This window comes from Amycolatopsis sp. NPDC114484, from assembly GCF_055633755.1.
In genome coordinates, this window is the sequence record NZ_JBVKDQ010000012.1 from 78,238 (window position 1) to 90,138 (window position 11,901).

The 11,901-nt window shown below is 70.3% G+C and carries 12 protein-coding genes; 8 read left to right on the forward strand and 4 right to left on the reverse strand.

All coding sequences use genetic code 11. From position 1 onward, the window contains the following. Positions 1-72: 72 nt before the first annotated feature. Positions 73-3,219 carry a GH92 family glycosyl hydrolase gene (locus tag ACZ7SW_RS27285; protein WP_470233203.1) on the reverse strand — a complete coding sequence of 1,049 codons (3,147 nt, stop codon included), beginning with the start codon at positions 3,217-3,219 and terminating at the stop codon, positions 73-75. Positions 3,220-3,351: 132 nt separating this feature from the next. Here ACZ7SW_RS27285 and ACZ7SW_RS27290 point away from each other — a divergent pair, with 132 nt between their 5' ends. The 5 genes from ACZ7SW_RS27290 to ACZ7SW_RS27310 all read left to right on the forward strand — a co-directional run bounded on the left by ACZ7SW_RS27290 (position 3,352) and on the right by ACZ7SW_RS27310 (position 6,882). After that, entirely contained in the window at positions 3,352-3,690 is a 339-nt protein-coding gene (locus ACZ7SW_RS27290; protein WP_470233204.1) for a HEAT repeat domain-containing protein, read from the forward strand. A 31-nt stretch (positions 3,691-3,721) separates the two neighbouring features. Then, on the forward strand, positions 3,722-4,030 hold the full coding sequence (locus ACZ7SW_RS27295; RefSeq protein WP_470233205.1) for a cupin domain-containing protein: 309 nt from the start codon (positions 3,722-3,724) through the stop codon (positions 4,028-4,030). Positions 4,031-4,109: 79 nt separating this feature from the next. Further along, the gene (locus tag ACZ7SW_RS27300; protein ID WP_470233206.1) at positions 4,110-4,937 is read left to right on the forward strand and encodes a peptidoglycan-binding protein; all 828 of its coding nucleotides are present in this window, start codon (positions 4,110-4,112) and stop codon (positions 4,935-4,937) included. A 57-nt stretch (positions 4,938-4,994) separates the two neighbouring features. After that, positions 4,995-5,813, forward strand: coding sequence for an LLM class flavin-dependent oxidoreductase (locus ACZ7SW_RS27305; RefSeq protein ID WP_470233207.1), 819 nt, complete (start codon positions 4,995-4,997; stop codon positions 5,811-5,813). Between the two features lie 46 nt (positions 5,814-5,859). Further along, positions 5,860-6,882 (forward strand): NADPH:quinone reductase, encoded by a 1,023-nt coding sequence (locus tag ACZ7SW_RS27310; protein WP_470233208.1) that lies wholly within the window; start codon positions 5,860-5,862, stop codon positions 6,880-6,882. Here the strand turns inward: ACZ7SW_RS27310 and ACZ7SW_RS27315 are convergent. Continuing rightward, positions 6,875-7,735 (reverse strand): SDR family NAD(P)-dependent oxidoreductase, encoded by an 861-nt coding sequence (locus tag ACZ7SW_RS27315; protein ID WP_470233209.1) that lies wholly within the window; start codon positions 7,733-7,735, stop codon positions 6,875-6,877. The genes ACZ7SW_RS27310 and ACZ7SW_RS27315 overlap by 8 nt on opposite strands. Positions 7,736-7,802: 67 nt before the next feature. Between ACZ7SW_RS27315 and ACZ7SW_RS27320 the strand changes: the two genes are divergently transcribed. Next, complete coding sequence (locus ACZ7SW_RS27320; protein WP_470233210.1) at positions 7,803-8,375, forward strand: TetR/AcrR family transcriptional regulator; 573 nt, start codon at positions 7,803-7,805, stop codon at positions 8,373-8,375. 29 nt (positions 8,376-8,404) lie between these two features. Here the strand turns inward: ACZ7SW_RS27320 and ACZ7SW_RS27325 are convergent, their stop codons facing one another. Beyond that, the gene (locus ACZ7SW_RS27325; RefSeq protein ID WP_470233211.1) at positions 8,405-8,974 is read right to left on the reverse strand and encodes a TetR/AcrR family transcriptional regulator; all 570 of its coding nucleotides are present in this window, start codon (positions 8,972-8,974) and stop codon (positions 8,405-8,407) included. Positions 8,975-9,058: 84 nt separating this feature from the next. On the opposite strand from ACZ7SW_RS27325, the gene ACZ7SW_RS27330 reads away from it, so the two are divergent. Beyond that, on the forward strand, positions 9,059-9,976 hold the full coding sequence (locus ACZ7SW_RS27330; protein ID WP_470233212.1) for an NADP-dependent oxidoreductase: 918 nt from the start codon (positions 9,059-9,061) through the stop codon (positions 9,974-9,976). A gap of 389 nt (positions 9,977-10,365) precedes the next feature. Beyond that, on the forward strand, positions 10,366-10,794 hold the full coding sequence (locus ACZ7SW_RS27335) for a DoxX family protein (protein ID WP_470233213.1): 429 nt from the start codon (positions 10,366-10,368) through the stop codon (positions 10,792-10,794). 20 nt (positions 10,795-10,814) lie between these two features. Here the strand turns inward: ACZ7SW_RS27335 and ACZ7SW_RS27340 are convergent, their stop codons facing one another. Then, a complete protein-coding gene (locus ACZ7SW_RS27340) occupies positions 10,815-11,837 on the reverse strand; it encodes a LacI family DNA-binding transcriptional regulator (RefSeq protein WP_470233214.1) in 1,023 nt (340 codons plus the stop codon). Positions 11,838-11,901 lie beyond the last annotated feature (64 nt).

Below are 11,901 nucleotides of genomic sequence, written 5' to 3' on the forward strand. Positions count from 1 at the left end.
CTACGAAGAAGACGGCCGAGAAATTCCGGAACCCGCGAACAGATCACACCCTGGGAATCCCGCTTGACAAACTCACCCGAGGCCGAGAGCGAAAACGTGGAGGTCCGGATCGGCCGGGAGCGTCACCGTCGCGATCTTCTTGCCGGCGGGGATTTCCAGCGGCGCGGTGGCGTAAACCGAGGCGCCGATTCCCTGGCCGCCGGGCTGATTCCGGTGCGCGGTGCGGGCCACGAGCGTATTGCCGAACACTGGTTCGGTATTTCCGCCCGGCAACACCCAGTCACCGAACGAAAGATCGGCGGTCGCGGTCGTGCCGTCGGTGAACGCGACGGTCGCGCTCCCCCGGTGGTCGCCGTTCGCCGCCGAGCCGACGAAAAGCAGGCGGCTCGCTGAAGTTCCACCCAGCTCGAGCTTCTGCCCGGACGGCACCGCGTTGTCCGGACGACCGGACGGCGCGGCGGGCCAGACGAACGTCGTACCCGCTGCGTGTCCGATCGAACCCGGAGCGAGACCGGCGTCCGCCAGCGCTTTCCGCGAATAGCTGTTTCCGGCGCCGTCGAAATTCGCCGAACCGCCGTCGCCGTCATCGGAAATCCCGACATTGCCGAAGGCGCCGGCCAGGCTTCCCTTCGGCGCGACCAACACAATTATCGAGGAGGAAACCGAATGTCCGGCTCCGCGCAACGTTACGGGCACTTCGTAGTAACCGGCCTTCGTTCCCGCCGCAGCCGTGACGGTCAGTTCGGTTTTCCCGCTTCCGGTGCGATCGTCGAGCCACACCGAACGCTGGCCGGACACGGTGATCCCGGCCGGCGCCGAGGTCGCGATGTTCACCGAGCGCAGATGCCCGCCGAGCCGCTGGCCGTTCACCGCGACGGTGCCGGAACCACCCGGTTCGACGGTGACCTGGTTGGCCACCGAGGCGACGTACGGCTCTTCACCGTCCCGATAGGACGGTGGCTGCGTGTTCGCCGCCCAGTTCCGGTCCGGCTGCGCGGACAGCGCGAAGTCGAGCCGCCCACCGTTGCGCGCGAGGTCCTGCGGCAACGACGTCCGATCCCACCGGCGCCCGTTCAAGGACAGGCCGTGGACGTACTGCGTGGTCGTCGACGCACCAGGCGCACGGAGGTCAAGGGTGCGACCGCCCGGCAGCGTCAGCACCGCGCGCTCGAACAGCGGGCTGTGCACGGTGAGATCCGGCGTGCCCGGGGTCGACGGATACAGCCCCAGCGCGGCCCAGACGTACCAGGACGATTGGGCGCCGAGGTCGTCGTTGCCGGGCTCGCCGTCCGGCGTCGCGCTGAACAGCGTGGTCGCGATCCGGCGCACCACCTCCTGTGTCTTCCACGGCTGGCCGACGTGGTTGTACAGCCACGGCACGCCGAAGTCGGGCTCGTTGCCCGCCCACATGTACGGCTCGTTCGGGCCGACGTTGAGCTTCTGGAAGAACGTGTCGAGCCGCGCGGACACCGCGGCCGGCCCGCCCATCGCGGTCACCAGCCCGGCCGTGTTCTGCGGCACGAGCCAGGTGTACTGCGCGGCGTTGCCCTCGTCGAAGCCGTCCTGGCCGAAGGTGCCGGGCGCGGGCGGCTGGTACGCCGGGCCGTCCGGGAACCGTCCGTCCTGGCCGCGCGGCTGGAGGTAGCCGGTGGCCGGGTTGAACAGGTGCTGCCAGTTCTGGCCGCGTTTCGCGAAGTCGCGGGCCACGCCGCGGTCGCCGATCGCGCCCGCGAACTGCGCGATGGCGAAGTCGTCGATCGCCCATTCCAGCGTGATCGAGGCCCCGACGCGCGCGTGGTCGCCGCGGGAGGCGTCGTTGTTCGGCAGGTAGCCGCGGGCGAGGTAGTCCGCGATCCCCCTCCGCTCCTGGTACGCGCCCGGCGTTTCGTCCACCGACGTCGCGCCCTTGACCAGGTACTTCAGCGCGGTCTTGACGTCGAAGTCGCGCGCGCCGAAGGCGTAGAGGCTGGACAGCAGCGCGACCGAGCTGTCGCCGGTCATCTGCCCGGTGTAGCCGTTGGCCATCGGCCAGCGCGGCCACCAGCCGCCCTGGACCGCGTCGTTGGTCAGCGACTGCGCCATGTCGCTGGCTTCCTTCGGGAACAGCATGCCGTGCAAGGGCGCGAGCGAGCGATAGGTATCCCAGTCGGAGAAGTTGGCATATTGCGAGTGCCCGGCCGGAAGCGTGCGGATCTGGTCGTCGAAACCGATGTAGCGGCCGTCCACGTCGTTGAACGTGTTGGGGTGCATCAGGCTGTGGTAGAGCGCGGTGTAGAACGTCTTGAGCTGCGCGGAGTCCTTGCCCGCCACGCGAATCCGGCCGAGCGCGTCGCGCCAGGCGTCCCTCGTCTTCTGGCGCATCGCGGAAAAGTCCCAGCCGGGAGCCTCGGCCGCCATGTTCGCCTTCGCGCCCTGAACGTCCACATAGGACATGGACACCTTCGCGTGGACCACGCCCGCGTCGCCGAAGGTCAGGTACGCCCCGGCTTTCGGCGCGTCGACCTGGTCGCTGCCCGGCTGGACGGTCTTTCCGTCCCAGGTGCCGTGCGCGGTGAACGGACGGTCGAAGGTGATGTCGTAGTAGACGGTGTACTTGTTCGCTTTGCCGCAGAAGTGGCCGGTCGTCGCCTGCCCGCTGACCTCGCGGTCGCCGGTGATCCGCAGCCCGGCCGCGGAGTTGCCCGCCAGGCTCGCGCCGCCCTTCACGAGCACCTGCGCGTTCTGCCCCGCCGGGAAGGCGAACGCCGCCAACCCCGTGCGAGTGGTCGCCGTCAGCTCGGTACGGACGCCCGAATCCGGAAAGGTGACGGCGTAATAGCCGGGCTCAGCCTGCTCCCCGTCGTGAGTGAAGCGTTCGACGCGATCCCACGGCTTCGCTCCGACGTCGCCGGTGACCGGCAGAATCGGGACGTCGCCGAACGCGTTGCAGCCGACCGACGCGTGGTCGAGGCTGAAGCCGCGGATCTTGTCGCTGTGGTACTGGTAGCCGGCGTAGGACCCGTCGGTGTCCGGCGAGAACTGCATCATCCCGAACGGCGCGGCCGGCCCGGGGAAGTTGTTGATCTCGCCGACCGAGGTGCCGCCGCGCCCGGTGCCGACGAGCGGATCGGCGTACGCCGCCGGATCGCTTGTGAGCGGCGCCTGCGGCGCGGCCGCCGCGACGGTTCCCGCTCCGACGACCGCCGCCGTCACCAACGCTGCCACGACTGAGTACCGCACGGCACCTCCCAGACCTCGTGTTGTCCGACCTTTCCGGCTGGCGGGCTGCGAGGTCAACCGGATGACAGAGATCTGGCCGGTTTTGCGCGGACAGACATCCGACCGGCGGCAATTCTGGATACCCTCCGAACCATGGCGAAGGGCTTCGACGCGGCAATGCGCATGATGCGCAGCCGCGATCCGCAACGCGCCGAGGACGGCTTCGGCTTGCTGCGCGACCGCGCCGCCGAGTACCTCCCCGCGTTGCTCGAGGAGTTCGAGGCCGAACACGAGCACCGCGGCCTGCGCAGCTGGCTGCTGGAGCTGATCGGGACGGCCGAATCACCCGAAGCGCTGCCGGTGCTCGCGGCCCAGCTCCACAGCACAGACGAGTTGCTGCGCGACTGGGCAGTCATCGGGCTGACCCGCCTGAACACCCGAGAGGCGCGGGCTGAACTCTGGCGCGCCCGGGCCAACGGCACGATCTCGTAGAATCGCGAAACGCGGGCTAACGTCGACGGACATGACAGAACCCGCCACCCGGGACGTCGAGGGCTACGAGGTCGGCTCCAGCGTCTCCGTCATCCGCGAATACGCCACCGAGCCCGGCACCGGGCCGCGGCTGCACCGGCATCCTTACCCCGAAACCTTCGTCATCCAGCGCGGGCGCGCGTTGTTCACCATCGGCGCCGAGCAGCGCGAAGGCACCGCCGGGGACGTGCTCGTCGCGCCGGCGGACACGCCGCACAAGTTCGTTTCGCTCGGTCCCGGACCGTACGAGGCCGTGCACATCCACGAGAACGACCGGTTCGTCACCGAGTGGCTGGAGTGAGGTCAGGCCGCATTTGTACGTCCCGTGTATCCCGCTCGGCGATGCTCGGCCCGGACCGACCAGGACCGGGAGGACACGGATGCTCAGGAAACTCGCAGTGCTCACCGCCGGGGCCGCGGCGGCGGCCACGGTCGCCGTCGCCGCTCCGGGCGTAGCCGCGGCGCTGCCGTCGGCGAACATGGAAGCCGTGCTGCTGGCGGCCCAGATCGACCCGCAGCGCGCCGACAGCACGCAGACGCCGGGCGCGCACGACAGCGTCCTGCTGGTCGAGAAGGCGTTGCAGGGCAAGGGACTGCTGGACGCCAAGTACGTCGACGGCTACTTCGGCACCACCACGATCGACGCCTACTCGAAGTACCAGAAGTCCCTGGGCTACACCGGAATCGACGCGTCCGGCCTGCCGGGCAAGACTTCGCTGGAGAAGCTCGGCGCCGGCCAGTACAGCGTGTCCAATGTGGTATCCGCGGGCAGCCACGTGACATATCACGGCGTCACGCTGAACACTCGCACCAAGGCGATGCTCCAGGGGGCGGAGAAGCTGTTCGGCAAGCAAGTCGGCCTCACCCAGGGTTCGTACAACCCGGGCGGCGTCGGCGCGTCGGCCGGGACGCACGACGGCGGCGGCGCTTTCGACGTCTCGGTGGCGGACATGTCCTCGGCCACCCGCGTCGAATTCGCCAAGGACCTCCGGAAAGTCGGGTTCGCGGCCTGGGTGCGCACTCCCTCGCAGGGCGACTGGGGCTACCACATCCACGCGATCGCGGTGAACGACCCGGACCTGTCCTCGGGCGCGCAGCACCAGGTCGGCGCCTACTACCTCGGGCAGAACGGCCTCGCCGACCACGGCAAGGACGACGGCCCCGCGGTCAACCCGAAGCTGACCTGGGAGCAGTACCAGCGCGGCTGACTCACCCGGCCGCCGCATTTGCTGGCGCGAGTGCGGCGGCCGTGGTTTTCTGGTGCCATGGCGGGAAAAACATTTCGGTTCGGGGTCGTCGCGGCAGCACAAGAGGGCGGTGCGAAATGGCGGGAAACCGCGCGCCGTGCCGAGGATCTCGGATATTCGACCCTGCTGTCGCCGGACAATCTGCACCTCCCGACCCCGACCGCGGCGCTGGCCGTCGCGGCGGCGGTGACGACCGAACTGCGGGTCGGGACGTTCGTCTTCGCCAGCCCGCTGCGCACGCCGCGCGCGGCCGCGTGGGAGGCGCACAGCCTCAGCGTGCTCACCGACCGCCGGTTCGAGATGGGGATCGGCACCGGGATCCCGCCGATGCGCGAAGCCGCCGCCGAGCTGGGCCTGCCGTACGGCACCGGCCCGGAGCGGCTGGCCCAGGTGTCGGACACGATCTCGCACCTGCGCCGCCTCGACGGCGACGCGCACACGCCGGTGATGGTCGCCGCGGGCGGGCCGAAAGCCCGGCGGCTGGCGGGTGAACGCGCGGATGTCGTCACCCTCGCCCACAGCGTCCTCGCCAGCCGGGCGGAAACCGCGGGATACGCCGCCGAGATCCGGGCCGCGGCCGGCGGCCGGGAGGTCGAGCTGGCGATGAACATTTTCGTCGTCGGCGAAGAAATCCCGCCGTGGATCCGCGGCTTCATCGGGCACGACCTCGAGACCCTCGTCGAGCACGATTCCCTCACCCTGCTGCGCGGCGGCCCGGCCGCGATGGCCGAGGAGCTGCAGCGGCGGCGCGAGGAACTCGGGGTGTCGTATTTCAGCGTGAACGGCGCTTTCCTCGAGGATTTCGCCCCGGTGGTCGCGCGGCTCGGCGGGCGCTGACCCGCGCGCCGGGAATAGCCGCGCCCGCCGGTGAATTGCACCGAGGGTGAAAGCTGTGACCTACCGCCAGTTCGGCGGCCCGGAAGTGCTGACGTTGTCCGAACTCGCCGTGCCCGAGCCGGGGCCGGGCGAGGTGCGCGTGCGGATCGCCGTGTCCGCGGTGAACCCGACCGACTGGAAGGCGCGCTCCGGCTCCCGCTTCGGCGCCGAGGCGGAGTTGTCCGTGCCCAACCAGGACGGGGCCGGCGTCGTGGACGCGATCGGCGCCGGGGTGGACGGATTCTCCGTGGGCGACCGGGTGTGGCTGCTGCTGGCCGCCGCGCACTCGCCGACGTCCGGGACCGCGCAGGAGTACACCGTGCTTCCGGCGGACCGGCTCGTCCCGCTCCCCGACGAGGTCGGTTTCGACGAAGGTGCCGCTTTCGCGATCCCGGCGCTCACCGCGCACCGCGCGCTCACCGTCGCGGAGGACGGACCGCAGCGGCTGGCACCGAATGCGTTGGCCGGCAAGACTGTTCTGGTCAGCGGCGGCGCGGGTGCGGTCGGCAACGCCGCGATCCAGCTGGCGCGCTGGGCCGGAGCGACCGTGATCGCCACCGTCAGCACCGAGGACAAGGCTGCTCTCGCGCGCGCCGCCGGTGCGCAGCATGTGGTGCGGTACACCGAAGGGGACGCCGCCGCGGCGATTCGGGACATCGCGCCGGACGGGGTCGACGTGATCGTCGAGGTCGCCGTCGGCGTGAACGCTCCCCTGCACGCCGCGGTGCTCCGCCCGCGCGGGGTGGTCGCGGCCTACGGCGACGACCGCGGCACCGGGACCGTGACTGTCGACTTTGGACAGAACGTTTTCCTCAACAGCCGCTACCAATTCCTGGTCCTCTACACCGTCGGATTCGACCGGCTGCGCGCCGGTGCGGAAGACCTGAACGCCGCACTGGCCGGCGGCGGACTCCGGCTCGGGCCCGAGCACGGCCTGCCCGTGCACCGGTTCCCGCTGGCGGAAACCGCTCGCGCGCACGAGGCGTCGGAGAAGGGCGTCACCGGCAAGGTGCTGATCGACGTCAGCTGAGCACCGGCTCGACCCCGGTCAGCTCCACGCTCGCCGCCCACAACCGGGCGGCGGCTTCGGCGTCCGCGTACGGCCCGCGCACCGGCTCCGGACAGGGCCGTCCCTTGAGGCCGAACACGCGCGGTCCCCAGATCTGACCACTGTGGACATCCGGACCGACCGCCGCCCGCACCGCTGGCCGCGCGCCGCCGTCCTTGCCCTGCAAGGCGATTCGCGCGAGGCTCAGCTTCTGCTTCGTGCTCCGCACATGCAGCGGCGGCCGGTCCGGGGTCAGACTGTCCAGTGCCCCGCCAGGATGCGCGACGACACTCAGCCTGCCGCTGCCCGACGCCCGCAACCGCCGATCCAGCTCCAGCGCGAAGAGGGTTTGCGCGAGCTTCGACCGTTCATACGCAGTTTTCGGCTGGTAGTCACGAGTGCTCTGCAGATCGTCGAAATCGAGCTTCGCTGATTTCGCCGCGAAACTCCCGGTGGTCACAATCCTCGCGCCCGGCTTCAACCGGTCCCGAAGCGCCGCAGTCAGCGCGAAATGCCCGAGGTGGTTGACCCCGAACGTCATCTCGTGCCCGTCCTTGGTCTCCCGCCGCTCCGGCCCGTCGAGATACACCCCCGCGTTCAGCACGACCGCGTCGAGTTCCCCGACCTCGACCTTCTTCACCGAGGCCAAATCGGCGAGGTCCAGCCGCGCCCAAGACACCCGAGCCCCCGGCACCCTCTCGCGAAGGACTTTCAACGCGACCTCCGCCTTCGCCGCGTCCCGGCTGCCGAGCACCACTTCCACTCCCGCCTCGGCCAGCTGCTCCGCGACGAAGTAGCCGATCCCGGCATTGCCCCCGGTCACCAGCACCGTCATGACACCCTCCTAAACCTGAAGTGATTCCAACTTTAAACCCACTTCAGATTTAGGTACAGTGGGGGTCGTGGTCAACACCGGACGGCGCGAACGCCGCAAGCTCGAAACCCGGCGCAGGCTGGACGAGGTCGCGCTGCGGCTGTTCCTGGAGCACGGCTACGACGGGGTGACCGTCGCGCAGATCGCCGAGGAGGCCGACATCTCCGTCGCGACCCTCTTCGCGCACGTCCCGGACGGCAAAGACGCCCTGATCTTCGACGACGGCTCGCAGCGCCGCGCCGGAATCGTCGCCGCGGTCCGCGATCGGGACGAGCCGATTCTCGCCGCCCTGCACCGATTCTTCGCCGCCCGCGGCCCGTACTCGACGGACATCCCGGCCGAACACGCCCCGAAACGCGACCTGATCGTGCACACGCCCGCCCTGCGCGAGTACGCGCGGAGGCTGTGGCATTCCTGCGAACCCGACCTGACCGCGGCGCTGGCCGACGAGAGCGGCCTGCCCCCGGACGATCCAGCGGTGCGGGCACTGGCCCGGTTCGTGCTGGAGATCCCGGATCTCACCGGCACCGCGCCGGATCCCGCCGCCGCACTGGCGTCGGTGTTCGCGCTGCTGGAATCCGGATGGCCGACGCGATCCTGAGTTGAGGCGTCCCTGGCGTTCGCCGACCCTCAGCAGGCAGCGCTGACCTCGCGCACCTCGGCGAGCACCTGCCGCACCAGCGAGCCGAACTCCTCGCCGCCGCTCGTGGCGATCCACTGCTCGTGGGCGATCGCCCAGGCGAGCGCGCCCAGTTTCGCCGCCACCCGCGCGGTCCGGCCAGGGACGCCGCGGCGTTCGAGAGCCTCGATCATCGAGTCGGCGAGACCGATCCTCTTCCGCGCCTCGCGCTCCCCCAATTCCGGATTGGCGCCCAGCACGGCCTGGCGCCGGGCGCTGAACTCACGCCGATCGACCGTGAAGACCTCCCGGCCGAGCACGTCCAGGGCCTGCGCCACCGCTTCGAGCGGCCCGGCCGCGAGCGGTGCCGCGGCGATCGCCTCGACGAGCAGGCCGGTCAGCGCGCTTTCCCCGAAGAGGACCTCGCGCTTGTCCGGGAAGTACCGGAAGAACGTGCTCTTGGTGAGGCCCGCGCGTTCCGCGATCTCGATCACGGTCGTGTTCTCGTAGCCGCGCTCCTCGAACAGGTCGAGAGCCGCGGCGGCGAGCCGCCCTGGTGCGTCGGGTTGCCAGCGAGCCATGGGAGAAGTCTACGGGACTTGGTCCCGTCAGTCGGGTACGGTTGATGAGACCAAGTCCCATCACTGGCCGAGGAGAAGTCACCGATGAGCAGAGCTGTCCGTTATCCGCGGTTCGGCGGTCTCGAAGTACTCGAACTGCAGGACGTGCCCGAACCGCACGCCGGACCGGACGAGGTGCGCGTCCGGGTCGCCGCCGCCGGGCTGAATCCGATGGATTGGCAGATCGCCGCCCAGCCGGAGATGGCGGCGCGGTTCGGCATCTCCCTGCCCGCCGGGTTCGGCAGCGACTTCGCCGGCGTGGTCGACGAGGCAGGAGCCGAAGCCGCCGGATTCACCGTGGGCGACCGGGTTTTCGGGGGCGCGATCGGACGGTCCGTCGCCGATTTCGTAACGGTCAAGACTCCCGCCTCGACGCTGTGGCGCACTCCGGAGGGCATCAGCGACGAGGTGGCGAGCACGCTTCCGGTAGCCGGGCTGACGGCCTCCGCCGCGCTCGCCGCGATCGGGCTCCGCGCCGGGGACACCGTCCTGATCGGCGGAGCGGCGGGCGGCGTGGGCATCTTCGCCGTGCAACTGGCGAAACTCGCGGGCGCCCGGGTGCTCGGCACCGCCTCCGAGCGCACGTTCGGCTTCCTGCGCGAACTAGGCGCCGAACCCGTGGCGTACGGTCTCGGTCTCTCGACCCGGGTGCGAGCCTTGGTGCCCGAAGGGATCACGGCGGCGACCGACCTGTTCTGCAGGGAGACGGCCGAGACCGCGCTCGAACTCGGCGTCGCGCCCGAGCGGATCTCCACCGTCGCCGACGGCCCGGCCCTGCCGGACGTACGCGCGACGGGTGCGTTCGATGCGGAATCCGGTGCCCTCGAACGGATCACCGACGCGATCCGTTCCGGCGAACTCACCGTGCCGATCGCGGCGACCTTCCCCGTCGGGCAGATCCGCGAGGCCGTGACGATGCAAGCCGGGCGGCACGTCCACGGCAAGATCGTCATCACGCTGTGAACCGGTAAAAGGAGCGCCGAATCCGAAAATCAGGTCCGGACCTGATTTTCGCCGCCGCTCCCCGCGACCCGGGCCCCGAACCGCTTTGCCCGCCGAGGAATCCGCGCGCCGCGGCCTCGTCCCGTCCGGCGCGGCCCCGTCCGGCAGACGCCGGAAACCCCGTTGCTCCCAACGGACCCGCCCCTTCCCCGAACCGGACGCCACCCCGTTCCCCGCGCGTTACCACACCCCGTGAATCAGGCGAAACCTGACTTTCGCAGGTATCGCCGAGACTCCGGTCACCGGTATACCTGACACCGGTCCAGGAAAGGTCTGGACCACTCTGCGGACTGGTCCTGGCGTCCGAACGGACGTCGCCGTCCGCCTGAGTCGTCCTATGTGGAGGCATCATGCACCGGCTGGACGCGGCACAGGATTACGCGCTCGGTTTGTTCCGCATCGTCGTCGGGTTCCTTTTCGCCTGCCACGGCGTGAAATCGCTGTTCGGAGTGCTCGGCGCGCACGGCGCGGCGCCGGTGGGCTCCTGGCCGGGCTGGTGGGCCGCGCTCATCCAGCTCGTCGCGGGCGCACTCGTCCTGCTCGGCGTCGCCACCCGGATCGCGGCGCTGATCGGATCCGGGTCGATGGCGTACGCCTACTTCTCCGTCCATGTGTCACAAGGGCTTTTCCCCATCGAGAACGGCGGCGAAGCGGCCGCGATGTTCTGCTGGGCGCTGCTCCTGCTCGCGTTCACCGGCCCCGGCCGGCTCGCGCTCAGCGGAGCGCTCACGGCGATGCGGCCGCGCGAATCGCGCGTCGGAGCGGTCCCGCACGCCTGACACGGCACGAAAGCAGCCGCTTACCTCCGGGTCGACCCGCGCACGACCAGCTCGTACTCCGCCGGCCCGGGGGCAAGCGGTTTTTCAACTCCCTCAATGCGATCGGCGAGCACCGCGACGGCGGTGCGCGCCAATTGCACTGGACGCAAGTCCACTGAAGTGATCGGCGGAACCGACGACCGGGTCTGCTCCGAATCCGAACCGCCCGCGATGAGCACGTCCCCCGGCACCGCGAGCCCTCGCGCCCGCGCAGCGGCCAGCACCCCCGCCGCGTGCCGTCCGGTCTGGCAGTACACCGCGTCCGGCGGCGAGGCCAGCCCGAACAACTCTTCCCCCGCCGAAACTCCTCCCGCCTCGCCGGCGACCTCCGCGCGGGATACCACGAGCGGCCGCTGCCCGCGAGCGGAAGCCCAAGCCAGGTAAGCGCTTTCGGCGTCCCGGTTCCATTCGTTGGGGTCGGCGCCCAGCACCACCGCGACCCGTTTCCCGCCCGCCGCGGCCAGGTGGTCGAGCACCTCGGTGACGACCTGTTTCGTGGCGAGGTCGAGGTAATCCTCCGACGGCGGGCGCAGCGGATCCCGGCCGACGCCGAGGAACGGCACGCAATCCCGCGTCAGCATGGTGATCAGCGGATCGTTCTCGACCGGTTCGGTGATCAGGAATCCGTCGCAGGCGAGCCCCACCGCCGAAGCGTCGGCGCGCGCCGGATCGGGCACCAGCATCAGCCCGTACCCGCGCTCCACCGCGGCCAGCGCGGCGGACCCGGCGAACCGCAGGAAGTAGTCGACGCCTTCGAGGAACGCGGTGTCCAGCGGATCGAGCGGCCGCACCACCAGCCCGAGCACCCCGAGCCGGCTCGAGCGCAGCCCGCGCGCGATCGCGTCCGGCCGGTAGCCCAGCTCGCGCGCCGCCTCCCGCACCTGTTCCGCGGTGCCGGGCGCGACAGTCCCGTTCCCGCTGAAGGCGTGCGACACGGTGGTCGCCGAAACCCCGGCGCGGCGGGCGACGTCCTTGATGGTCGCCCGCGTTCTTTTCCCGGCCATGGCGCACAATCCTAACCTGCTCCAAATCGTTTTGGCACCGGCCGAGAACCGACCGTTGCCCAAA